This window comes from Methylomonas sp. Uni0009 (assembly GCF_054188105.3).
This window is the reverse complement of the sequence record NZ_JBTAFN010000001.1, coordinates 2028996-2052360: the sequence shown is the minus strand read 5'-3', so window position 1 is coordinate 2052360 and position 23365 is coordinate 2028996. Positions and strand designations below refer to the sequence as shown.

Genomic DNA, 23365 nt, shown 5'->3' with positions numbered 1-23365 from the left:
CCATGGATAAATTACTGATTACCGGCGGCCAACCGCTACACGGCGAACTGAGAATCTCCGGCGCCAAAAACGCCGCCCTGCCGATTCTGGCCGCTACTTTATTGTCCGATGTGCCGGTCAGCGTCGGCAACATTCCGCATTTGCACGACATTACTACTACCATGGAATTGTTGGGACAAATGGGCGTGGGACTGACCGTCGACGAAAAAATGAACATCGAAGTCGATACCAGCACCATTCACAAATACGAAGCGCCTTATGAGCTGGTGAAAACCATGCGCGCCTCGATTCTGGTATTGGGCCCCTTGCTGGCGCGTTTCGGCGAAGCGTATGTCTCGTTGCCCGGCGGTTGCGCCATCGGCACACGGCCTGTGGATATTCACATCGACTCGCTGCTCAAAATGGGCGCCGACATTACCGTCGAAGCCGGCTATATCCACGCCAAGGTCAAACGCTTGCAAGGCTGCCATCTGGTGCTGGATAAAGTCACCGTGACCGGCACAGAAAACATTCTAATGGCCGCCACACTGGCCGAAGGCGTGACCATCATCGAAAACGCCGCGAAAGAACCGGAAGTCACCGATTTGGCGCATTTTCTAAATAAAATGGGTGCCAAAATCACCGGCGTTGGCACCGATATTCTGACCGTGGAAGGCGTAGAAAGACTGGGTGTAGAAGGCTTGCATTACGACATCCTCCCGGACCGCATCGAAACCGGCACCTATCTGGTGGCAGGCGCAATTAGCCGCGGCCACGTCAAACTGAAAAACACCGATCCAAACACTTTGGATGCCGTACTGGTCAAATTAAAAGAAGCCGGTGCCGACATCACTTGCGGCGAAAACTGGATCGAGCTGAACATGCACGGCAAGCGTCCAAAAGCCGTGACCGTGCGCACTGCGCCCTATCCGGCGTTCCCGACCGATATGCAGGCACAATTTACCGCGCTGAATTCCGTCGCTGAAGGCGTGGGCTTAATCACCGAAACCGTATTCGAAAACCGCTTCATGCACGTACAGGAATTGCAACGCATGGGCGCGCAGATCAAGCTGGAATCCAACACCGCCATTTGTACCGGCAGCGGCCAACTAAAAGCCGCGCCGGTCATGGCTACCGACCTGCGGGCATCCGCCAGCTTGGTGCTGGCCGGTCTAGTTGCCGAAGGCGAAACTTTGGTAGATCGGATTTACCATATCGACCGTGGCTACGATCACATCGAAGAAAAATTGTCGCAACTGGGTGCTACCATTCGCCGCGTTCCTAACTAAATCACTCGCAAAACCATGTTGACCATTGCCGTATCCAAAGGCCGTATTTACGAAGAAGCCCTGCCATTTCTGGAACAAGCCGGCATCACGCCGATTGACGATCCGGACAAGAGCCGGAAACTGATTCTGCAAACCACCCGCCCCGACGTGCAGTTGGTCATCATCCGCGCCACCGACGTTCCCACCTTTGTGGAGTACGGCGCGGCGGATATGGGCATCGCCGGCAAGGACGTGTTGATGGAACACGGCGCGGAAAGTCTTTACGAACCTTTGGATTTAGGCATTGCCGGCTGCCGCTTGATGACCGCCGGCCCGGTTAATGCCCCGGAAGTGAAAGGCCGCTTGCGGGTCGCCACCAAATACGTCAAAACCGCACAGCGTTATTACGCCAACCTGGGGATACAAGCCGAAATCATCAAGCTCTACGGTTCGATGGAGTTAGCGCCGCTGGTCGGATTGGCCGATTGCATCGTCGATTTGGTCGATACCGGCAACACCCTAAAAGCCAACGGCCTGGAGCCACGGGAACTAATCGCCAACATCACCTCTCGACTAGTGGTGAATAAAGCAGCGATGAAAATGAAACATCAAGCCATTCAAGCGCTCATCGACCAGTTCGAAACCACGTTGGCCCAGAGGGCGTAATCATGACTGCGATCAAAATGCTCTGCCTAGATAGCGCGGCAATCGACTTTGACAAACAATTGCAAGCCCGTTTAGCCTGGGATGCCAGCGACGATCTGGAAATACACAAACGGGTTCTGGACATTATTGCCGACGTCAAAAAACGCGGCGACAAGGCCTTGCTGGAATACACCAACCGCTTCGACGGCACCAACTTTAAAACCGCCGGCGAACTGGAACTGGACAGATCAACGTTGCAACAGGCCTGGGATACTTTACCCAGCACCCAAGCCATTGCTTTGCAAACCGCCGCCGACCGCGTCCGTGCTTATGCCGAGCATCAGAAGCTGCAATCCTGGCAATACACCGAGCTAGACGGCACCGTACTGGGCCAAAAAGTCACCGCATTGGATAAAGCCGGCCTCTACGTACCGGGCGGCAAAGCCGCTTATCCGTCTTCGGTATTGATGAACGCGATTCCCGCCAAAGTCGCCGGCGTCGGCGAATTGATCATGGTCGTCCCCACCCCGCGCGGCGAAACCAATGCCTTGGTATTGGCAGCCGCGCATGTCGCCGGCGTGGATAGAGTATTCACCATCGGCGGCGCCCAAGCCGTGGCAGCCCTGGCTTACGGTACCGAAACCGTGCCGGCGGTGGATAAAATCGTCGGTCCCGGCAATATTTATGTGGCGACGGCCAAAAAACTGGTGTTCGGCCAAGTCGGCATCGACATGATCGCCGGCCCATCCGAGATTTTAATCATCTGCGACGGCCAGACCAACCCGGACTGGATCGCGATGGATATGTTCTCGCAAGCCGAACACGACGAAAACGCCCAGGCCATTTTAATCAGCGATGATGCCGCGTTTCTGCAGCAAGTGGAAGTCAGCATCAACAAATTGCTCCCAGACATGGAACGCGCCGACATCATCCGCGCATCCTTGACCGGTCGCGGCGCGTTCATCAAAGTCGCTAATTTGTCCGAAGCCGCGCAAGTCGCCAACCGCATCGCCCCGGAGCATCTAGAGTTGTCCGTAGCGGAACCGGAAGCCTTGTGCGAGCAAATTCATAATGCCGGCGCCATCTTCATGGGCCGCTTCACCGCCGAAGCGCTGGGCGATTATTGCGCCGGACCGAACCATGTGCTGCCGACTTCCAGCACCGCCCGCTACTCATCGCCTTTAGGGGTTTACGATTTCCAAAAACGCAGCAGCTTGATCAATTGCTCAGCGGTGGGCGCGCAGAATTTGGGGAAAATTGCTTCTGTGTTGGCGCGCGGAGAGAGTTTGACCGCGCACGCGCGGTCGGCGGAGTTTAGGATTTAATTTGTGTTCCCTCTCCCCCAGGGACGACTGCAAGGATGCAGGAGTTAGGGCAACGCAAGGGGCAGTTGCCGAGAGAGCTAGGGTGAGGGAATTTTAAATTTGTGTCGCTAACGCGACGGATGGTTTTGAAGTCGGTTCTCGGACCGACAGCCGAGATACTTTCTTTTGCTTGGCCAAAAGAAAGTATCCAAAGAAAAGGCCACCCGACATTCCGCCTTAATCCTGCGCTTCTCGCTTTTGCCGAGGGTTTTCGGAAGGGGCTTCCTGCCCCTCCGAAAACGAGCGGCATCCTTGCCGCCCCCCTATCGGGCTTTTCTCGCCAAAAGCTGCGATGCTCGGGGCGAAATAACGGGAGAAAAACCAACCCGTAATTCGGCAAAACGCCAATATAAAAAATACCACTCTATAATGTGGGATCTGCCGACGCGAGGAGGCCTATCAACGCGATGCGCTTCCGTTTAGCACCCCCTAGGGCCTTAGATATATTAGTTTAACTCTTCTCCATTTTTGCCAAAGCGTCAAATGCGTCTATCAGAGCGGAAAAGAACTCAACGGACTCATGTACATCAGTAAGCGTGACGGTTGGTCTCAAATCACCATGAACTATCGTGTTTCTAACAGGCTGGTGAAAAACCCGCCGATATTTCCCCTTACCCACGATGTTCGTGATTTTTTCGAGTTGAAATCGGTCATGACATCGAGTTTCAAGCGTTTTGCCCCGGTTTCAAGGGCTTTTTATTCGCCTGAAGCCGTCTGTGGACGGTTTTCAGGCGAACTTCACCCTAGGCGGGTGCACTCCACGCCGGTTTCGGCGTGAACACCAATAGGTTGAGCATGCGCGTCAGGTTGTAGGCGGCAAAGCAAAACAAGGCCTGACCCGCGACTTTGGCTAAGCCGATGTGACGGGTTTTGCGCAGGCCGCCGACCGTTTTGACCCAGCCAAAGGCTTCTTCGACGATTTTGCGGCGCTTGAGACTTTGGGCGTAACCTTTGCCGCGCGCGGTGCGGCCGTCGACGGCACTGCCAATCTTTTTGCGGGCCACATGGGCTTTGATATCACGGGACTCGAGTCCGTTGACGAACGCCGGTTGGTCATAGCCTTTGTCGGCACCGACGCTGCCACCTTGGGGCACGCGGCGTTTGATCATTTTTTGCGCGGCTTCGATTTCGGCGGTGCCGGTGGCTTGAGTGGTTTCGACATCGACAATCAGGCCGTTGCGATTCTCGGACAAGGCATGGGTGATGTAACGCAGTTTGGCCTCGGTGTATTCGCCTTTCTTGTAAAGCCGGGCTTCGGGATCGGTTGTACTTTGATGGGTGGCGTTGCTGCGCTTTTCGCCACTGAAGTCGATCTCGGGATTGCGGCCGGCGGGTTTATCGGGACCACTACCATCTTTTTTGACGAAGCTTTTGTGCGAGGCCCAGGCTTCAATGAGGCTACCGTCGACACTGAAGTGTTCGTCGGACACCAGATTTTGCCATTCGGCTATGGCCAGTACCCGCTCAAAAAATTCGCGACTCAGGGCTTCGGACAGCAGGCGTTCGCGGTTGGCACTGAACACTGTGCGTTCCCACACGGCGTCGTCGATGCCCAGACCGACAAACCAGCGAAACAACAGGTTGTAGTCCAGTTGTTCCATCAACTGACGCTCACTGCGAACGGTGTACAGCACTTGCAACAGCAAGGCGCGCAGCAGTTTTTCAGGGGCAATCGAGGGACGGCCGGTGTGCGAGTAACGCTCGGCAAAGACGGCATCCATCGAGGCCAATACGCCATCAACCAGTAGCCGTAAACGACGCAACGGATGCTGTTTGGGAATACGGTCTTCCAGGCTAACATAGCTGAACCAGCTGTTTTGAATGGCATCGTGTCCGCGCATTGAAAGGCTCCAAATTTAGGTAGCCTATTTTAACAGTTAGCCGCTCATCTATGCCTTAGCTTACTTGGCTTTTCGAGTTTTTCACCAGCCTGCTAAGGTCAATTTGTCGCTCCAGCTCTTCTCGAGCCATTTTTGCCACCTTTCCTTTCTTTGTCTCCTTCATTCTTTTCTTGAGTTTCGCATTCTCACCTATAAGTTCTGAAAATGGCTCAGGGAGACAAAGGGATTTAAATAGCCCTTCCAAGCGAGTCGGAGTGCAGTTTCCAAGTAAAATTGTGAAAACGTCGCCGCTTATAGAAAATTCTGACTGATCTGAAAAGCAAAAACCAAGTTGAGATATCAGCCGCTGGAAATCAAATTTTTGTCCGTTGACATCGCCTTTTTTTAGAAATGATAGAACCCGTGCCGAGCAAACTATATGCTCAGTTCGAAGATCTTCATGAAGCTCAGAATATTTTGTGCAATCGCCACGCCTTGTGTCCACAACCACAGACGTGAAAACTCTAATATATTGTTCAAACACCCCATTCGCCTGAACGACTAGCGCCATATAAAGGGAGTTTGTGTCAGTATCTTTGTATTTAAGAGCCTCTTGCAGCTTTCCTTTTGCGATAGGGTCATGCGTGAAAGCTGAATATAACATCCCCGATTGGGATACAACTATATCGTTATAACTTTGTCGTATCCGAACTGTAGAAATTATTTCCTCCAGGTAATTCTCGGCAGTCGTTATTGCGCTATTAAGGCTAGCCATTATCCAGAATGTCCGAAATAACTTTATAGACTTTTAAAATTCGGTCTTTGATAGTGGCTGCAGTATTTCCGCGGCCGACCATAAGCGCGTAATGCTCGCTTTCTGGCAAGGCCAGATTTAAAACAGCATCCCGTATTAGATCTTTCTTTTCGAGTATTCTAGTCCTATTGGCTATATCTATATGCATCGACATTGCGACCATCTCTGCATCAAACAGGGGACGCGAGAGTTTTGATGATTTGCTCTTGCCACCGTCAGGTAGGCGGAACGCCATGTCTCCAAAGACTTCGATGCAAATGGACAGCGCTGCTCTGAAAGATTCTTTTAGCCGAGTCGCGTCGTCACTATTACAGTATCGATTTCGCTTCATCGTATTGTCGAGCATTGCTCTAACAGAGCCGGAAATCTTATCAGGGTCTCTAAATGCGAAATAGCGAAGGATAATCTCAACGTCAGTCATTCTTTTGTAGAGACCATCATTCTTAAGACTTTCACTAACCGTCCCGTCAATACGGGTGTTGTCCTTATGATTTGGTATATCCCACGCATTGGTGTAAAAGTCGTCTTTGGACAATTCTATAATTAGTTCGTTAAAAGGTCCTGAGTAAAGCGAATTGCGAAGCTCTTGTGCATTGAGGCGTTCGCCACCGGTATTTAGCCGCTCAAATACCTGTGCCCTCAGATCAAGGCTGTCTTCCTCGGTGGACGAACTATCTGACATCAGCGTAATGGCAGAAATCTTTGCTCGTTCCAATCCGCGACGAATTAGCGGAGGTAGTTTTGAATAAGTCCTCCCATTCAAAGCCTGCCAAATCTCTAAACCTTCCAGAGCAAATTGCCCGCTCATGAATTCAGCAACGGCGTTCAATCGCTGTTGCCCGTCCATGACCTCAAACTTTCCTAAGCTCTTCTCATACAAAAATATTGGCGGCACTGGAACATTCATTATGAAGCTCTCGATAAGCTTAGATTTCTTTTTGGTGTCCCAACGGAGGCGACGTTGATACTCTGGCCGCAGATTCCCCCAAACACGATCACCGTTAGTTCCTTGTATAAAGTCAATGATGTGCGACATGAATATGTCGTTTTTTTCTTGAACTACACGAAGGCGACCGGATTCGAAATGTTTCTCGATCGCTCGATCTGAGGCATCAGCAGGAACCACCATCGAACCAATAGCTCCAGATTCTAACTCGTCATCAATATCATCAAGTTCGTTCATTTTTCTCACTATGTGCCAATCATTACGTTAATCAATAAATCTTCAAAGGCCGTAAGGCGCAATCGTAGGGCGCCAATAGGCGTAGCCGTATTGCACCGTATGCTGGCCTTCAAACATTCGGCGCATGACGCTGTCGCTCATGCACCCTACAAAATCCGCAAATATTAGACGATTTCGAATTTTCGCGGCGGAGTTTTGCCCCGTTTGCCGCGCCGAGCACCGGAGCTTTTGGTGGGAATTGCCCGTAGGGGTGCGGCATGGATGCCGCACGTTGGCGAAGGGGCAGGAAGCCCCTTTCGCCAACCCCCGCCAAAAGCTTCGGAGCGCAGGGAATAAGCGGCATCCGGGTGGCGTTTCTTTTGGTGACTTTTCTTTGGCCAAGCACAAATTCGTCTGGAACGAATTTGAACAGCCGATAGGCTGGCCCGAAGGGCGAAAACCAAGGATGGTTTTCGTAGCGAAAGTTACTCGGCTGTCGGGCCGAGACCCGACTCCAAAACAACCCGTCGCGCCAGCGACACAACCACTTAACGATTCAGTCCATTACGCCCTTCGACTGAATGACCAAAATCCCGCCACCCCCACCCCAAATAACCAAAACGCCCCCGGTAAGACCGTAACTCGCAATCGTAGGGCGTCAATCGGCGCAGCCGAATTGCGCCGTATGCTGTCAGTCAAACATTCGGCGCATTACGCTAACACTAATGCGCCCTACAAAAACTTCGCAAATATTAAACGGTTTCAAATTTCGCGGCAGGGTTTTCTCCCTTATGCCGCGCCAAGCACCGGAGCTTTTGAACGGATTAGCCCGCAGGGGCGACGCATGGATGCGGCGCGTTGCCGAAGGGGCAGGAAGCCCCTTTCGGCAACCCCGTTCAAAAGCGAGGAGCGCAGGGAACAAGCGGCATCCGGGCTGCCTTTTCTTTGGATACTTTCTTTTGGCGGAGCAAAAGAAAGTACCTCGGCTGTCGGGCCGAGACCCGACTCCAAAACAAACCGTCGCGCCAGCGACACAACTACTTAACAATTGACCTTATTACCCCTTGCGAGTGAACGACCAAAACCCCGCAACCCCCACCCCAAATAACCAAAACGCCCCCGGTAGCGGCACCGTTTGCAACACTACATTATCCAGGCCGGCGGTTTCGATGATACCGTTGGTAAATTCGCCGTGAATGTACAACCCACTCAAATTGGACAGGACATTTTGAAAATCACTTTGACTGGCGAACACCCCGCCTGTGCTGCCCAGCCGCCATTCCGAGGAGGGCGCAAAAGTCAGACTGATATGAGTCCAGCTACTATCCGGCACGATATTCGGGTCGCGTTTCCAGAGTAGGCGTTGGCCGTTGCCAACTAACATGACGTCGGTGGTTTGCCAATTGACATCGCCATCGCGATACGTGAGATCGTAGGACAGCCCGGTAGCGCCGAGCTGCGAGCCCAAGAAAGCCGCGGGAGCGGAGAAGGTAAAATCGCCGCTGTCAGGGTCGGTGGCGGCCAGATAATTGCCGGGATTGCCACCACCTGATACATGACTGGGTTGGTATTGGCCGATGATCGAATAATTGTTCTGGCTGAAATCGGCAAAACTGACGATTTGCCAGTTCTCGCTGTCGACATCGAATGAACTGGACACGCTGGCGAGAACCGGCTGCGACGTCAACAATACGATAGCAACAGGTAACAACTGTTTTTTGTTCATGATGGGTACTCCCAAGGTAAAAGCCCGGCACGGGCAACGTGTTTGCTTCGCCACAAGGCTCAAGGCATTAGTGGAAATGGTCGTAATTTTTGTCGAGCCTCGTATCTCCGCCTTCAAATAGTCCAAGCATCAGGCTGTTATCAGGCGCAATAAGGCTTAAGGACCTTGCAAATATTAGACGATTTGTAATTTCCCGGCGGGGATTACTCCAGTATCCCGCAGTAAGTACTTATCTCAGCTTTTAAACGGACATACGAGACAAGGCCCGCCATTTTGTCGGCTAAATACAAATTAACTTCTAGCGAGCGCCCACAGCCGACAGGCTGCCATACAGAGCAAAAGAACATCAAAGGTTTTCGTGGAAAATGTCATTTGGCCGTCAGATCACGAACTGCCAATAAAATAGTTGCCACGCCAGCGGTGTATACCTAAATGTCCTTAGCAGCATCCTGCACCAAGCCGCTCAAGCGCCGAATCAGCTCCCCTCTGGCACTGGTCTTGCGCCAAACCATGCCTATGGTCCGGCTCGGCGCCGGCTCAGCGAATGGCAGATAACGTAGCCCCGGTTCGTCTCGCACCGCGATACGTGGCATGAAGGTGATGCCGGTACCGGCGCGAACCATTTGCCGCAAGGTTTCCAGGCTGGTGGCGCGAAGATCCTGTTCTTCGTCGGCGCCGATTGTTTGGCAGATTTGCAAGGCATGCCCACGCAGGCAATGGCCTTCGTCAAGCAACAGCAAATGTTCGCCGTTTAGATCGTCTGGCTCGACTTGCGGCTTGACCGCCAACGGATGACCGTCTGCGACCGCCAGTAGAAACTCGTCGTCGAACAAGGCCTGGCTTTCCAGGAAATCCTCGTAAATCGGCAGAGCCAGCAAAGCGCAATCCATCTGCCCGCTGCGAAGTTGCTGTAACAATTGCTCGGTTTTTTCCTCGACTAAAATCAGGCGGATGCGTGGCAAATCCTTTTTGATTAGCGGTACCAGTGGCGGAAACAAATAGGTCGCCAAGGTTGGAAACGCGCCGAAACGCAGGTTACCGGCCAACGGGTCCTGGGCTGTCGCAGCCAGTTCCTTGATATTGTCTTGCTCCTTCAAGATCCGTCTTGCCGACGCCACGATCTGCTCGCCTAGCTCGGTAGGCAACACCTTTTTATTGGTGCGCTCGAAAATCTGGATACCCAATTCATCTTCCAACTTTTTAATCTGGGTACTCAAAGTCGGCTGGCTGATGCAACAACGGTCGGCAGCCTGCACAAAACTGCGCAAGTCGGCAACGGCGATTAAATAATGTAAATCCCGCAGATTCATAGCCACCCCGTAAATAGCCAATAGCGATCGTTTAAATGATAACAATCGATTATAAGTCGATCATCGCGCAGAAACGCGCCTCGGCCGCCAAAGCCGCGACTTAAAATAAAGTCTAAGCAGTCCTTGGTTACCCGCACAAGCGGCATATAGTGGCTACAGCGGGTAGTCACATTTCCACAACCTCTGTAACTTTCCCACAAAATCTGTGGATAACTCTGTTGGCAACCCGTTAAAAAGCGCGCTAAGTTGTTGCTGTGCTTGGAGTGGTGTTAAATTGTCCAAAATTTATACACTTTCCATTTCTTTAGACAAACCGGGCTTCGACCGGCCCCAGCCAAGGATCACAGATGATAGATTGGAACCACACCTATGCGGCAATTTGGCGTCAGCGCCAGGCGTTTCTGCGTCCTGTTCGGCAAATCGATCCGATCCGGCTGGATCAACTGCTGGGCATAGAGCCGCAAAAGCAGCAAATGATAGATAACACGCTGCGTTTTCTGGCGGGACTGCCGGCGAATAATGCCTTGTTATGGGGCGCGCGCGGCACCGGTAAGTCCTCGCTGGTGAAAGCTTTGTTGAACGAGTATTTGCACGAAGGTTTACGAGTCATCGAAGTGGATAAACAAGATTTGCTGTATCTGCCGGAAATCGTCGACGACATCCGCGAACACAATCAGCGTTTTATTATTTATTGCGACGATTTATCGTTTGAGAACGGCGACGCTCTCTACAAGCCGCTGAAAAGTGTATTGGAAGGCTCTATTGAAATGCCGCCGGAGAATGTGCTGTTTTACGCCACGTCCAATCGCCGCCATTTGCTGCCGGAACATATGCGCGACAATCTGGATACGCTGCTGATTGACAACGAGGTGCATTATTCCGACACCATTGAGGAAAAAATCTCACTGTCCGACCGCTTCGGTTTGCGGCTGGCGTTTTACCCGCAGCATACTCAGACATACCTGGATATTGTCGACAGCTATTTCGTCGATTATCGCGGCAACCGCGAGGCTTTACACAAATCGGCGCTGGATTTTGCCCATCAGAATGCCGCCAAAAACGGCAGAACCGCGAAGCAATTTTTCAATGCCTTTAGTAATGACGAGCGTACCGAACAGCTGTAACTCCGTTCTAAACAAAGCGGCTCTCGGACTGGCGGGAGCCCGCTTAATACTTTGGCCCCCGATTTCGCAGGATTAACGGTATCGCGGAAATAATTACCAATAGAGCCGGCAATACTGTCTATTTAAAATCTTCGTCATCGAGAATAATCGAGCCGTCCTGCGCCCAATTCACTTGGGTGATACCCGGCTCCTCGGCTTCCAGCGCTTTAATAATCGCTTCTTTTTCATTCAGGAGTATTTGCTGCGCCCGCACCTGATCGGCCAAGGCCCGGTTTTCCAACAACATCCGTTTGTGCGCCAGACCGTTCTCGACCACATTGACAATTTCCAGATTGCTCCAGGGCTTGTTGATAAAGCGAAACACTTCCGCCTCATTGATGGCGTGCTGGGCGCCTTCCAGATCGGCAAAGCCGGTCAACACAATGCGCACAGCATCCGGCTGCATGCGCTTGAATAAAATCAAAAAATCGATACCGTTAATACCCGGCATTCGGTAATCGGAAATCACCAAATCAAAGCTATGTTCCTCAGCTAACAACAGCGCTTCCTCGCCGCTGGTTGCGGTAACGGGTTCGTACTGTTTCAGCAACCGCGTCAGCGCTTTCAGCACGTTCGGCTCGTCGTCGACGATGAGTATTTTAATATCTGCCTGGTTCATGATTTTGCACTAACAGTGGTCTATTGATGACATAGTCTGGCAGGTAAAACCCCTTCTGCAAGTTTGGTATTCAAAAACCGCCAGACGCACCGGACTATTCGGCAGACGCCGATTCCGGCGGCCGAATCGGCAGCCAGACTCGAAACCGGCTACCCTGCCCAGGCTGGCTGGTTACTTCGATTTTACCGCCATGCTTACGGACGATATTCTGCGAAACCGACAAGCCTAGCCCGGTGCCCTTGCCGACCGGCTTGGTGGTGAAGAACGGCTCAAACAAACGCGGCAGGTTCTCCGGGGCAATACCTTTGCCGTTATCGCGGATTTCCACCCAGACATTCGGCTCCGTGCAACCGGTACTAATATGAATATCGCCTTTGGTATCAATTGCGTGCGCGGCGTTAATCAGTAAATTCATAAACACCTGATTCAATTGCGAAGGCAGGCAATAAATCTCCGGTATCTCGCCGTATTGCTTGTGCACGGTGCAATGGTACTTCAGCTCGTTGTTGATAATATTCAGCGTGGAATCCAACCCTTTATGCAAATCGGCCAATTCCCAATCGTTTTTATCGGCATGCGCAAAATCCTTCAAATCCTGAATAATGTCACGCACCCGCGACAAACCTTCCATGGACTCAGCAATCAATTCCGGAATATCGCCGCGCAAATAGTCAAGCTGCTTGGTTTGTTTCAGCGTGCGCAAGTTTTGCAGCGCCTCCTCCGAAAAGTTTTTTTCGGCTAAAGCGGCGTTGTAAGCATCCATCACGCAAAAAACGTCGCACAAATAGCCGTTCAGCGTGTTCAAATTGGAATTGACGAAACCAATCGGATTATTGATTTCGTGGGCAATGCCGGCCGCCAGTTGCCCTATCGCCGCCAATTTTTCCGATTGTAATAGTTGCAAATGTACAGACTGATTCTCCTGATGCCGGCGTTGCACTTCGGCTTCCAGATAGGTATTTTGGTTTTTTAGCCAATCCCGGGCATGCTTCAGTTCCAGCTGGGTTTTGATTCTGGCCAATAGAATCGACAAATGACACGGCTTGTAAAGATAATCCACCGCACCCAGTGACAAACCCCGCTCTTCCTCCAGATCAGAAGTCAAGGCGGTCACGAATATCACGGGAATATCGCCGGTTTTGGGATCAGCTTTTAGCTGGCCGATGACTTCATACCCATCCATATCGGGCATCATCACATCCAACAAAATCAAATCCGGCTTTGGCGCACCACCCGCCAATTGCAACGCACGCTGCCCGTTGGTCGCTACCAAAATCTGGTAATACGGGGCGAGAAACTGCCCGAAAACCGACAGGTTGATAGACTCGTCATCGACTAACAGAATGGTGGCTTGGCGCTCTGTCGATTGTTTATCGGATTCCATCTAAATTCCGTTGGCTTAGGTGAACCATGATCTGGATTGACTGCAAGCGTCTCAGGCAAGCCGATTCCGGTCACGACCCGCTTTTTGGCGCATCGGCAAAGTTTACCCGATTGTTGATGACATTCCAGCATGAACAGTGTGCCGATAGCCTAAAGTGCCTTTTGGCACTGCTTATAACCGCATATCACGGAGTTTATGCCGTAAAACCCGATCTAATAAAGACAAATCGCTTACGCCACAAGATTGGATCAGCGAAACCACCAATACACACTAAAATAAAAGGGGAAAACCACTGGCTGTTTTGCCCATGCCGAATAGATCAAACCCCATCATGCCAGGCCTCAACGAAAGCGAAAGCGCAATTGCTACTACTCCTACAGGTTTCCATCGCCTATGACCACCATCCCTCCCGATACCGGACGGCCGCCCCCCCCAGCTGGCGATATGCTGGCAACGGTCGGCAGTAACGATCAGACGTTACGCATACTGCTCAAACCCGATCTGACGGTACGCCAAGCCCTCGACACTACCGCTTTGCGGGTACGCGCGGCCTGTGGCGGTTTGGGCACCTGTGGCGCGTGTCTGATTCAAACCGTCGACGGCGAATTTAACCCACCGACGCTGGCGGAACGGCAAAAGCTGCTTCCTGAAGATTTGGCTGGCGGCATACGCTTAGCCTGCCAGTTGCAGGCACGCAGCGACTGCACGCTTTATCTGGACAATCCGGCGCCGCATTCCGCCTGGAAAAGTCTGGACCCCACCCCGCTTTATCAAGCCCAGGGCAATCCAACCGTTTCCGAATATGTCTACGGGGTGGCGGTCGATCTGGGGACGACACACATCCGCCTGTCATTGTGGAATCGGCAATCCGGCCGACGCATCGGCACCCGCTACAGCATCAATCCACAAGTCGCGCATGGCGCGGACATTCTGACCCGGCTGGATGCCGAGCGCCTGGACGATCAAGATTGCCGACGCATAGGCCGGGAAGCGCGCGCGGCCATCATCGACGGCATACGCGACATTCTCAGCCGCGATATGGGCGAAATAACGCCGATACTGGCGGAACTGGGCAAAGTATTAATAGTGGGCAATACCGCGATGTTGACGCTGATTTGCGGCAATAGCGGCGACTGCCTCTACCAGCCCGAGAACTGGCAAAGCCCTATCGCCTGCCAGCCTGCCGATGCCGATGCCTGGCGGCAGACATGGCGCACACCGCATGCCGACATCGACATCGCCCAACCGCTGGCTGGTTTTATTGGTTCGGATTTACTGGCCGACCTGCTCGCTACCGGCATTACTGAACAATCGCAACCGATGCTGTTGGCCGACTTCGGCACTAATACCGAAATCGCCGTGTGGGACGGCAGCAACCTGTGGGTCAGTTCCGTGCCGGGCGGCCCCGCTTTCGAAGGCGTAGGCATGCGCAACGGTTTAACCGCAGAAGCCGGTGCAATTTGCAAAGTGTCGGCAAGCGGCTTACGGACGATAGGAGATGTCCAGGCGCGCGGCTACTGCGCCAGCGGCTTCATTGATGCCATTGCCTTGCTACTGGACCAAAAGCATCTGAAACCGTCCGGACGCTTCGCCGAACCGCTGTCCGAACAAGGCTTTTTATTGCAAGCCGACATTCCCAAAAGTGCCATTTTTGCGAGCGACATCGATATTTTCCAGCGTGCCAAGGCATCGACAGCCGCTGCCATGTCACAATTGATGTCGTACGCAGGCTTGGCAATAAGCGATTTGAATCGTCTGTGGATTTGCGGAAGTTTTGGTCAACATTTGGACCTAAACAGCGGGTTCCGAGTTGGCTTACTGCCTCCTATACCCCCCGAACGGGTCAGCCTGCTGGCCAATGCCAGTCTGGCCGGCTGCGAACAACTGCTGTTGAATCCGGCCGGGCCCAGTCTGTTAAACAATATTGTGCAACGGGCGCGCGTGGTCAATCTTGGCGGGGTTTTCGAATATGAAAACCGCTTTATCGACAATTTACGCTTGCAGCCCATGTCCATCGAGGAATTCGAATAATGCTCGACGCTTATATTCAATCCTATAACCAGGCGGTATTCGAAACCGATAAGCCGGCCGCCCTAGAGGTCGTCAATCACGCCTTAAACGACGGATTCAGCCCCGAGGATATCGTCTTCAAATTAGTCATCCCGGCCATCGAGTTGATGATGACCTTAATCGAAAAAGATCCGGACGCCAATCTGGCCCAGCATTTCATGACCGCGCAAATTGCGGCCGACGTCACCGAAAAAATGCTGGAAAAATTCAGTAAGCCGCCGGAAATGATAGGCCGGGTCGTCATCGGTGCCGCCTACGGCGACTTGCATTCCTTGGGCAAACGGATCGTTAGCGGCTGCTTGAAATCGCTGATGGTGGATGTGGTCGACCTGGGCACCAACGTCACTGCCGAAAAATTCGTCGATACCGCGGTAGCCGAGAACGCTCAAGTCATCGCGGTATCCGCGATGATGGTCCACACCGCCACCAGCGAAAAAGGCAGCCTGGGTGTGCGCAGTTTGTTACAAGAACGTGGTCTGGAACAACAAATCAAACTGGCGGTCGGCGGCGCTCCCTACCGTTTCGATCCGGAGTTGTACACCAAGGTCGGCGCGGATGCCTGGGCGCCGGATGGCGTCACCGCCGCTAAAGTCATCGTCGATCTGATTCGCGAGGTCAAGCCATGACACCTTTGGAAATCCTCACCGCGACGGCGACCGGCAACCCCGCGCCGCGCATTCCGGTTTTTTGCAATATGTCCGATCACGGCGCCCGAGAATTGGGTATGCCCGCCAAGCAATACTTCAGCAGGGGTGAATATGTGGCCGACGGCCAATTACGCCTGTTGCGGCGCTACGGCTACGACAACATCTGGAGTCTGCATTATGTTGGCAAGGAAGCGGAGTTGCTGGGTTGCCGGGAAATCCTGTTTGCCGACGACGGCGTTCCAAATGTCGCGGACTTCGTCATCAAAAACCTGGACGACATTGCCAAACTCGACATTCCCACCGACATTACACAGCATCCGGCCTGGCAATCGGTTGCCGACTGTCTAAAGATTTTGTGCTGCGAAGTCGGCACCACGCATCCGATTTGCGCCTACGTCACGGCCTCGACCACCTTGCCGGCCATCTTGATGGGTATGGATAAATGGATGGAGTTATTCCTGCTCGGCCCGTTTGATGTCCGCGACGAACTGCTGCGCAAATGCTCGGATTTCTGCCGGCAGGAAATCGCCGCCTTACGGGCATTGGGCGCCAATGTGTTGATTTACTCCACGCCGTTTGGCTCGCCGTATTTCGTCAGCCGCAAGCAAATTGAGCAAAAGGTGATGCCCTGGATGCGGCGGGACTTGCTGCCGGGCGGAAATGAGGACATCGTTTATTACTGCGGCATGGCGGGTTTTAACGATGTGATCGATTTGGTTTTCGATGAACTTCACATCAAAACTCACTACATCAGCCCACTTGCCGACTTAGCCGAAGCCAAACGCCTGATCGGTAATCGCGGCCTGACCTGCGGGGTGATCGACGATATTAAAATGATTCACTGGAGCGCCGAGCAAACCCGCGCCGAAGTGCAGCGTATTGTCGAAATCGGCAAAACCGGCGGCCATTTTTTGTTCGGTAACGGCGTCATGCCAATGGCCGTGCCCGAGGCCAACATTCGGACCATGGTCGATGCAGCATTCGAATACGGGAGACTGCCATGAAAACCTTCGCGATACATCCGGAAAATCAAACTCCGCTGACCATGGTGGGCTGCGGCATTTTGCGTAAGGAAGTGGACGGACTAATCGCGAAAAATCACTGGAACGTGCATACCCATTATCTGGATTCGGCCTTGCACAATTACCTGAATCGTTTGTCGACCGAGCTGAATCAGGCGCTGGAAGAACGCGAGAAACTCGGCGAAAAAACCGTGGTGTTTTACGGCGGCTGCCACCCGTTGATGGAAAAATATCTGGAGGGCCACCACACCTGCCGCACCCACGGCCAAAACTGTATCGTCATGCTGCTCGGCTACGAGTTATTCATGCAGGAACTGGAAAAGGGCGCGTATTTTTTACTGGAAGACTGGGCCTTGACCTGGGAACCCATGATCACCGCCTGCTTCGGCGCCAATATGACGGTGATCAGGGAGATATTTCACAGTAGTCATAAATATATTCTGGCGCTGCGTACCCCGTGTAACGGCGATTTCAGCGCCGCCGCCGAAACCGCTGCGCGCTTCGTGGATTTACCGCTGGCATGGATGGATGTCAGCCTGGAGCATTTGGAAACCGTTTTGGCCGATGCCATTCAACGCCGGCTTGCTGCGGAACAATGACCCAAGTGCCTTCCCATCAAGAGCTGCAGGACCAAATCAAGCAATTGGAAACCCGCGTCCGCAAGCTTTCGGAAGAAAAAGCCAATCTGTATCTGATCCTGCACATGCTGGAGTTGTTAAACCCCATCGCCGGCGTCGAAGGATTGTTAGAGAGCTTAATGACTGCTTTGTGCGGCAGTTTGGGCGGCAGCAATGTCGAAATTTATTATCTGGACGCGGGGGCAATCCATTACGCCAATTTAGCCGGCGAACGCCAAATTATTGATCATATCGACGATCCCTTAATCAACGAAGTTTTTCAGCAGCGCCGCTTTGTCGAACAAGCCACGGATTCTGAGCACACGCTACTGCGCGGCATGACGCCGGCTATTGCCTGCACCTGGGTCATGCCCTTGCAGGTGGGCAAAGAATTAATCGGTGCCATCAAAATGACCGACATGTTGGGCTCCGCGCAAATGCGCGATTATCTATCGCCATTTTTCTCGCACATGGCGCTGATTTTGAGCAATGAAATCAAAACCCGCATCGCGGAAAGCGCGAACCAGGCTAAAAGTAATTTCCTGGCGACCATGTCGCACGAAATCCGCACCCCATTGAACGGTATCTTGGGAATGGCGCAACTGCTGAGTCTACCTGACTGCGACCCAAGCAAGCATCAAGAATGCGCCCGCACTATCCTCGCATCCGGACAGACTCTATTAACCCTGTTAAACGATGTGTTGGATTTGTCTAAAATCGAGGCGAATAGGCTGGAGCTGGTTTACTCTGCCGCGCAGCCTCGGCAAATCATCACCGAAGTCCAGTCGCTGTTTGGGGAAAGCGCACATCAGAAAAACCTGCAAATCGAAACCGTCTGGCTCGGCCCCAGCGAGCAATGCTATCAACTGGATCAAATCAGAGTCAGGCAAATGCTGTCAAATCTGGTCAGCAATGCCATCAAATTTACTAATCAAGGCGCGATCAAAATCCAGGTAATAGAGTTGCGTCGGCAAGGTTCGCAAGCACAACTGGAATTTTCCGTGTCCGATCAAGGCATCGGCATTGCCGCCGACCAACAGAGCCTGCTTTTCAAACCCTTTACCCAAATCGACGCCAGTTCGACGCGGCGTTACGCCGGCACCGGCTTGGGCTTATCCATCGTGCAACGCTTTGCCGGGCTGATGCAGGGCGAAGCCGGCGTGGAGAGTAGTCCGGGCAGGGGTGCCCGGTTCTGGTTCAGAATTCGCTGCGACCTGGTTGACTGTCAACTGCATAACCACAATTCCGCACAACAGCGCCTACCCGTCCCGTGCGCCGAGCTGTATTCCGCAGCAGTCAATGCCGAACATTATCAAGCTGCGCCAGCCCATCCAGAGCAACCCGTCATGGCGGTAACCGACCCAATAAATGCAGAAGACATCGCCTTGCTCCACCACAACCAAGAATTACGGCCGCTAATGGACGAACTCGATAACTTATTGGCCAAGAACATGTTCCATGCCATTAATCACGTTAAAGCATTGCAAAATTTACTGCGCGCTAGTGCGCTAGAACCACGGTTTTCCGAAATAGCTCAGTCGGTTAACGAAATGAAATTCGACCAGGCACGCCAGCAGTTGCGGCAGCTTTATTCAGCCTTGGGTTGGAATGGAGTACAAACCGAATGAACAGCAAACAATTGAAAATTCTCGCCATCGACGACACTCCCGCCAACCTGGCCTTGTTGGGTTTGGCATTGCAGGACGATTACCAAATTCAAATCGCCACCTCCGGCGCTAAAGGCTTGGAACTGGCGCTGGATGAGCCGCCTGATCTGATTCTGCTCGACATCATGATGCCGGATATGGACGGCTACGAAACCTGTCGGCGGATCAAGGCCAGCCCGCTGTTAAAAGACATTCCGATTGTGTTCGTGACCGCTTTGAACGAAATTCAAGCCGAGGCCTTGGGCTTTTCTTTGGGCGCCGCGGACTATTTGACCAAACCCATCAGCATCGAAATCGCCCGCTTGCGGATTCGCAATCTGTTGCAACGCGAACAATTTCGTCAAGAGCTGCAACGCCGCGAGGCTGGGCAACGCCTGGCGGCCAGTGTATTTGCCCACACTCACGACAGCGTCGTCATTACCGACAGCGAGAACCGCATCATTGATGTCAACGCGGCTTTTAGTCGAATTACCGGCTACGCGCGCGAGGAAGTGCTGGGTAAAAATCCCAGTATTCTCAAATCCGGCCGACAATCCGCGGAATTTTACAAAGCCATATGGCAAGCACTGAACGCACACGATCATTGGAGTGGCGAACTCTGGAACCGCAATAAAAAAGGCGAGGTTTTTGCTGCGCTGACCTCGATTTCGGTAGTGCGGGACGACGACGGCAAAATTCATCATTACATCGGTTTGTCGGCCGACATTACCCCGCTGAAGAACCATGAATACGATCTGGAACGCATCGCCCATTTTGATCCGCTGACCGGCATCCCCAACCGGGTATTACTGGCAGACCGCCTAGCCCAAGCGCTGGCCCACACACACCGCGCCGGCAACCATATGGCGGTATGCTATCTGGATCTGGACGGTTTTAAGCCGGTCAACGACCAATTCGGCCACGAAGCGGGGGATCAGTTACTGATAGAAATTTCCCTACGCATCCGCGACTGCCTCAGAGCCGGCGATACCGTCGCCCGCATCGGCGGCGACGAATTTGTGCTGCTCTTGCTGGACTTTAACGACACCCGCGAATGCGAGGCGGTATTGGAGCGCATGCTCTGCAAAGTCGCGGAACCGTTGAGCATAGATGATAACCAGGTCTGCGTATCGGCCAGCGTGGGCCTTACCCTATACCCTGATGACCTGGCAAGCGCGGACACGCTGCTGCGGCATGCCGACCAAGCCATGTATGTCGCCAAACAGCGCGGGAAAAATCGCTACCACCTGTTTGATCAGGAACTGGACAGAATAGCGCTGGTCCGCGGCGAGACCTTAACGCAAATCGAATCCGCGCTGCTCAATAACCAGTTCGAATTGTATTTCCAACCCAAGGTCAATATGCGCCTGGGTAAAGTGCTGGGTGCGGAGGCTTTGATTCGCTGGAGGCATCCCGAGCGCGGCTTATTGTCGCCTGCGGCGTTTTTACCCGACATAGAAGGCACCGAACTGGTCATCGCCCTGGGCAATTGGGTATTGGCCCGCGCCCTGGACCACCTGCAAACGTGGCAAGACATGGGCTTGAACATTGCCATCAGCATCAATATCGCCCCGCGCCACTTACTGCACCAGGATTTCGTCGACACCTTGAAAACCGGCTTTGCCGCGCATCCGCAATTACGCCCGCGTTGCCTGGAACTGGAGATATTGGAAACAGCCGCACTGGAAGACATTGGCCGCGTCACCGCCGTAATGAAGGAATGCCAAAAACTGGGCGTCGGCTTTGCGTTGGACGATTTCGGCACCGGCTATTCGTCACTGACCTACCTTAAAGCCTTGCCGGCCGACACCTTAAAAATCGACCAATCCTTTATTCGCGACATTCTCGGCGACCCGGAAGATCTGGCCATCGTCGCCGGCATCATCAATCTCACCGCCGCCTTTCATCGGCAAGTAATAGCCGAAGGCGTCGAAACCGATGAACATGGCTTGCTATTGCTAAAACTGGGCTGCGATAACGCCCAGGGCTACGGCATTGCGCGGCCGATGCCTGCTGCAGATTTGCCCGCCTGGATCAGCCACTGGCATCCTAATCGAGAGTGGTTGGAAAAATCACATCCCCAAGCCGGAGCCGCCGAAAAGTAACTATGGCTGATGACCACCATGATGCATAGCATGTCCGCCGGGCACCGCATGGCGGGCGTGGTCGCTGAGTTGGGCATCGAAGTAGCTGTGCACTGCTTCTATCAACTGTTTATCTTCACTCAAATACTCGATCTCGGCACCGTTCGGCAATTCCCGATAGGCAAAACTGACTTTCCCGGCTGCCGACGCCAAGGCGTTTAGCCCCGGCATGTCATCCCCATGAATGCGTCGCGGCCCTGAAAAATCGCCAGCCGCAAAATGTGTAGCCAGTTGCGACAGATGACTGCGCACTAAGCCAATTTGTTGGCTGTCAGCGGCATCCTTAGCGATCACTTGTTGAATACCGCCGGTATCAGTCTTATTGAAAATATGCAGGGTTTTTTCCAGTGCAAACGGCATGACATGGCTGCCGCGCTCTTGCACTTCGTCTAAGCGCGATGGATCGACAGGTGGAATGGCCAGGACAATAGGAGCCGTTAACACCAACGCCGCAATCAGTAATGATTTGTTCATTTTAGTCTTCCTTTATCTGTAACTGCCGGTTCAGGTATCGTCACTTGGCTTGCGAATGATCACGGTCGACAAGGCCAACAATAAAATGCCGCCGGACACCAGCAAAATTCCCATATCGGCCTGATGATGGGCTTGAATATCCGCGATCAACAATCTAGCCAGCGCGGTGATGGCAATGTAAATCAGACAACGCACTGGCATTAGGTTGGTTTTGAAATAGATGCCGACCATCGCACCCAGCTCTAAATAGATAAACAACAGCAAAATGTCACCAATGGTGGCGTGACCTTGCAGCATCATGCCGCCGTAAGCCACCACCGCCGACCAGACAATACTGGCACCAATGACAAACAAGGCCAAATAATGAAATATTTCGATCAGCAAATTGCCTATTTCGTCCGCCAGCAATTTGGCCTGCTCGTTCAATTGTCTGAAACGCTGAATATCCAACACTTTACCTCACTGAACGGGCTGAGTATGCGCAGGCATCGCTGTGGGCATCTGGCCTGCCTGGATAATTTTTAAACCGCGCTGCGCCATCATCACGCCCATCGCGATCACCAATATTGCGGAAACCTTTACCAGCTGGCGCATGAAAACCTGCGACAACAAGCTGGCGAAGAACCCAAATCCGAGCAATGGCACTAACGTACCGAGACCAAACCAGAACAGCATCGACGCGCCCTGTAGCGGGTCGCCGCTGCCGGCGGCCATCACATACATGGCTTGTAACGGTCCACAACCCAACAAAAAACCGGTCAACAAGCCGGTACGCAAAGCACTGCGCGGTTTGCGCAATTCATCTGCAAGCTGGCGATTGACGGCCTTAGGCATGCGCAAGGTAAAGCGGCGCAAGACCGCAAAGACGTTGAGCATCTTCAGCCCGTACAGCAACAAAAACACGCTCGCCGCCAACGCCAGTCCGCCGCGCATCGGCGGGGTAATCGCAATGGTGGCGCCCAACAAGCCAAATCCGGCACCGAGTGCGCTGTAGGACAAGGTTTTGCCGACTGCGTAACGTAAATGCGCCAGCAGCTGGCGGGACTTGGCTTGACGAGGATCGGTGTAACCCACCACAAAACCGCCGCACATACCGATACAATGAAAACCGGTGAGAAAACCGATGCCCAGCAATACCGCTTGATCCATGTGCGGCGACATTTGCTGCATTACGCCGGGCATCAAACTCTTGCCCCAGAACGTCACGCCGCCGACCGCCAGCAATAACAACAGAAAAATCAACAGGCCTTTTAACTTGCCAGCGGCAGGCCGCGGCGTCAGTGCCACGCCATAGCCCTTGGCGCGAATGGCTTGGTATATCGCCGCTTCGTCGGCAAGCTTGTCGTCGAATTGCACATCCACCGTCGCTCGCACATAGCTGACATCCAGGGTTGTCACACCCGGTAAATCGGCCAGCGCTTGACGAATGACGTCTTCGCAACCAGGGCAATGCATGCCTTCGACTGTTAAATGCCTGTTGATTATCGTCAT

20 protein-coding genes are annotated in these 23365 nt (G+C 53.0%); 10 read left to right on the top strand and 10 right to left on the bottom strand.

Going from position 1 to position 23365, the window contains the following annotated elements:
• Positions 1–2: 2 nt before the first annotated feature.
• Genes murA through hisD form a run of 3 tightly spaced genes read left to right on the top strand, consistent with a single transcriptional unit; the run spans position 3 to position 3217 of the window.
• Positions 3–1268, top strand: coding sequence for a UDP-N-acetylglucosamine 1-carboxyvinyltransferase (murA, locus tag ACWAU0_RS09685; protein WP_171697416.1), 1266 nt, complete (start codon positions 3–5; stop codon positions 1266–1268).
• Between the two features lie 15 nt (positions 1269–1283).
• Complete coding sequence (hisG, locus tag ACWAU0_RS09680; protein ID WP_256606163.1) at positions 1284–1913, top strand: ATP phosphoribosyltransferase; 630 nt, start codon at positions 1284–1286, stop codon at positions 1911–1913.
• 2 nt (positions 1914–1915) lie between these two features.
• On the top strand, positions 1916–3217 hold the full coding sequence (gene hisD, locus ACWAU0_RS09675; RefSeq protein WP_458139025.1) for a histidinol dehydrogenase: 1302 nt from the start codon (positions 1916–1918) through the stop codon (positions 3215–3217).
• A gap of 782 nt (positions 3218–3999) precedes the next feature.
• Here hisD and ACWAU0_RS09670 read toward each other — a convergent pair.
• The 5 genes from ACWAU0_RS09670 to ACWAU0_RS09650 all read right to left on the bottom strand — a co-directional run bounded on the left by ACWAU0_RS09670 (position 4000) and on the right by ACWAU0_RS09650 (position 10088).
• A complete protein-coding gene (locus tag ACWAU0_RS09670; protein ID WP_415878136.1) occupies positions 4000–5097 on the bottom strand; it encodes an IS5 family transposase in 1098 nt (365 codons plus the stop codon).
• Positions 5098–5152: 55 nt separating this feature from the next.
• Positions 5153–5851, bottom strand: a complete 699-nt coding sequence (locus ACWAU0_RS09665; protein ID WP_458139024.1) for a hypothetical protein — start codon at positions 5849–5851, stop codon at positions 5153–5155.
• Positions 5844–7073 carry a DUF262 domain-containing protein gene (locus ACWAU0_RS09660; RefSeq protein ID WP_458139023.1) on the bottom strand — a complete coding sequence of 410 codons (1230 nt, stop codon included), beginning with the start codon at positions 7071–7073 and terminating at the stop codon, positions 5844–5846. Before ACWAU0_RS09660 ends, ACWAU0_RS09665 begins: the two co-directional genes overlap by 8 nt.
• 1036 nt (positions 7074–8109) lie before the next feature.
• Positions 8110–8778: a laminin B domain-containing protein gene (locus tag ACWAU0_RS09655; protein WP_458139022.1), complete on the bottom strand. Its 669-nt coding sequence runs from the start codon at positions 8776–8778 to the stop codon at positions 8110–8112.
• Between the two features lie 428 nt (positions 8779–9206).
• Positions 9207–10088, bottom strand: coding sequence for a LysR substrate-binding domain-containing protein (locus ACWAU0_RS09650; RefSeq protein WP_205451484.1), 882 nt, complete (start codon positions 10086–10088; stop codon positions 9207–9209).
• A gap of 347 nt (positions 10089–10435) precedes the next feature.
• Between ACWAU0_RS09650 and ACWAU0_RS09645 the strand changes: the two genes are divergently transcribed.
• Positions 10436–11212 (top strand): ATP-binding protein, encoded by a 777-nt coding sequence (locus ACWAU0_RS09645; RefSeq protein WP_101054482.1) that lies wholly within the window; start codon positions 10436–10438, stop codon positions 11210–11212.
• A 118-nt stretch (positions 11213–11330) separates the two neighbouring features.
• Here the strand turns inward: ACWAU0_RS09645 and ACWAU0_RS09640 are convergent, their stop codons facing one another.
• On the bottom strand, positions 11331–11870 hold the full coding sequence (locus ACWAU0_RS09640) for a response regulator (protein WP_033157719.1): 540 nt from the start codon (positions 11868–11870) through the stop codon (positions 11331–11333).
• Positions 11871–11964: 94 nt separating this feature from the next.
• Positions 11965–13254: an ATP-binding protein gene (locus ACWAU0_RS09635; protein ID WP_458139021.1), complete on the bottom strand. Its 1290-nt coding sequence runs from the start codon at positions 13252–13254 to the stop codon at positions 11965–11967.
• Positions 13255–13647: 393 nt separating this feature from the next.
• Here ACWAU0_RS09635 and ACWAU0_RS09630 point away from each other — a divergent pair, with 393 nt between their 5' ends.
• Genes ACWAU0_RS09630 through ACWAU0_RS09605 form a run of 6 tightly spaced genes read left to right on the top strand, consistent with a single transcriptional unit; the run spans position 13648 to position 21361 of the window.
• On the top strand, positions 13648–15285 hold the full coding sequence (locus ACWAU0_RS09630) for an ASKHA domain-containing protein (protein ID WP_458139020.1): 1638 nt from the start codon (positions 13648–13650) through the stop codon (positions 15283–15285).
• Positions 15285–15950, top strand: coding sequence for a cobalamin B12-binding domain-containing protein (locus ACWAU0_RS09625; RefSeq protein WP_171697406.1), 666 nt, complete (start codon positions 15285–15287; stop codon positions 15948–15950). Before ACWAU0_RS09630 ends, ACWAU0_RS09625 begins: the two co-directional genes overlap by 1 nt.
• Positions 15947–16975: a uroporphyrinogen decarboxylase family protein gene (locus ACWAU0_RS09620; protein WP_319962333.1), complete on the top strand. Its 1029-nt coding sequence runs from the start codon at positions 15947–15949 to the stop codon at positions 16973–16975. Before ACWAU0_RS09625 ends, ACWAU0_RS09620 begins: the two co-directional genes overlap by 4 nt.
• Positions 16972–17592: a DUF1638 domain-containing protein gene (locus ACWAU0_RS09615; RefSeq protein ID WP_171697404.1), complete on the top strand. Its 621-nt coding sequence runs from the start codon at positions 16972–16974 to the stop codon at positions 17590–17592. Before ACWAU0_RS09620 ends, ACWAU0_RS09615 begins: the two co-directional genes overlap by 4 nt.
• Entirely contained in the window at positions 17589–19238 is a 1650-nt protein-coding gene (locus tag ACWAU0_RS09610) for a sensor histidine kinase (protein ID WP_458139019.1), read from the top strand. Before ACWAU0_RS09615 ends, ACWAU0_RS09610 begins: the two co-directional genes overlap by 4 nt.
• Entirely contained in the window at positions 19235–21361 is a 2127-nt protein-coding gene (locus ACWAU0_RS09605) for an EAL domain-containing response regulator (protein WP_458139018.1), read from the top strand. Before ACWAU0_RS09610 ends, ACWAU0_RS09605 begins: the two co-directional genes overlap by 4 nt.
• On the opposite strand, the gene ACWAU0_RS09600 is transcribed toward ACWAU0_RS09605, so the two are convergent.
• Genes ACWAU0_RS09600 through ACWAU0_RS09590 form a run of 3 tightly spaced genes read right to left on the bottom strand, consistent with a single transcriptional unit; the run spans position 21362 to position 23365 of the window.
• The gene (locus tag ACWAU0_RS09600; RefSeq protein WP_458139017.1) at positions 21362–21874 is read right to left on the bottom strand and encodes an aspartate carbamoyltransferase; all 513 of its coding nucleotides are present in this window, start codon (positions 21872–21874) and stop codon (positions 21362–21364) included. It lies immediately after the preceding gene.
• A 30-nt stretch (positions 21875–21904) separates the two neighbouring features.
• Positions 21905–22324 carry a phosphate-starvation-inducible protein PsiE gene (locus ACWAU0_RS09595; RefSeq protein ID WP_171697400.1) on the bottom strand — a complete coding sequence of 140 codons (420 nt, stop codon included), beginning with the start codon at positions 22322–22324 and terminating at the stop codon, positions 21905–21907.
• Between the two features lie 9 nt (positions 22325–22333).
• The gene (locus tag ACWAU0_RS09590; RefSeq protein ID WP_458139016.1) at positions 22334–23365 is read right to left on the bottom strand and encodes an urease accessory protein UreH domain-containing protein; all 1032 of its coding nucleotides are present in this window, start codon (positions 23363–23365) and stop codon (positions 22334–22336) included.

Bases quoted from the DNA above. Each gene is read 5' to 3' on its own strand.
- murA (WP_171697416.1), top strand. From the start codon at position 3: ATGGATAAATTACTGATTACCGGCGGCCAACCGCTACACGGCGAACTG.
- hisG (WP_256606163.1), top strand. From the start codon at position 1,284: ATGTTGACCATTGCCGTATCCAAAGGCCGTATTTACGAAGAAGCCCTG.
- hisD (WP_458139025.1), top strand. From the start codon at position 1,916: ATGACTGCGATCAAAATGCTCTGCCTAGATAGCGCGGCAATCGACTTT.
- ACWAU0_RS09670 (WP_415878136.1), bottom strand. From the start codon at position 5,097: ATGCGCGGACACGATGCCATTCAAAACAGCTGGTTCAGCTATGTTAGC.
- ACWAU0_RS09665 (WP_458139024.1), bottom strand. From the start codon at position 5,851: ATGGCTAGCCTTAATAGCGCAATAACGACTGCCGAGAATTACCTGGAG.
- ACWAU0_RS09660 (WP_458139023.1), bottom strand. From the start codon at position 7,073: ATGAACGAACTTGATGATATTGATGACGAGTTAGAATCTGGAGCTATT.
- ACWAU0_RS09655 (WP_458139022.1), bottom strand. From the start codon at position 8,778: ATGAACAAAAAACAGTTGTTACCTGTTGCTATCGTATTGTTGACGTCG.
- ACWAU0_RS09650 (WP_205451484.1), bottom strand. From the start codon at position 10,088: ATGAATCTGCGGGATTTACATTATTTAATCGCCGTTGCCGACTTGCGC.
- ACWAU0_RS09645 (WP_101054482.1), top strand. From the start codon at position 10,436: ATGATAGATTGGAACCACACCTATGCGGCAATTTGGCGTCAGCGCCAG.
- ACWAU0_RS09640 (WP_033157719.1), bottom strand. From the start codon at position 11,870: ATGAACCAGGCAGATATTAAAATACTCATCGTCGACGACGAGCCGAAC.
- ACWAU0_RS09635 (WP_458139021.1), bottom strand. From the start codon at position 13,254: ATGGAATCCGATAAACAATCGACAGAGCGCCAAGCCACCATTCTGTTA.
- ACWAU0_RS09630 (WP_458139020.1), top strand. From the start codon at position 13,648: ATGACCACCATCCCTCCCGATACCGGACGGCCGCCCCCCCCAGCTGGC.
- ACWAU0_RS09625 (WP_171697406.1), top strand. From the start codon at position 15,285: ATGCTCGACGCTTATATTCAATCCTATAACCAGGCGGTATTCGAAACC.
- ACWAU0_RS09620 (WP_319962333.1), top strand. From the start codon at position 15,947: ATGACACCTTTGGAAATCCTCACCGCGACGGCGACCGGCAACCCCGCG.
- ACWAU0_RS09615 (WP_171697404.1), top strand. From the start codon at position 16,972: ATGAAAACCTTCGCGATACATCCGGAAAATCAAACTCCGCTGACCATG.
- ACWAU0_RS09610 (WP_458139019.1), top strand. From the start codon at position 17,589: ATGACCCAAGTGCCTTCCCATCAAGAGCTGCAGGACCAAATCAAGCAA.
- ACWAU0_RS09605 (WP_458139018.1), top strand. From the start codon at position 19,235: ATGAACAGCAAACAATTGAAAATTCTCGCCATCGACGACACTCCCGCC.
- ACWAU0_RS09600 (WP_458139017.1), bottom strand. From the start codon at position 21,874: ATGAACAAATCATTACTGATTGCGGCGTTGGTGTTAACGGCTCCTATT.
- ACWAU0_RS09590 (WP_458139016.1), bottom strand. From the start codon at position 23,365: ATGACGATAATCAACAGGCATTTAACAGTCGAAGGCATGCATTGCCCT.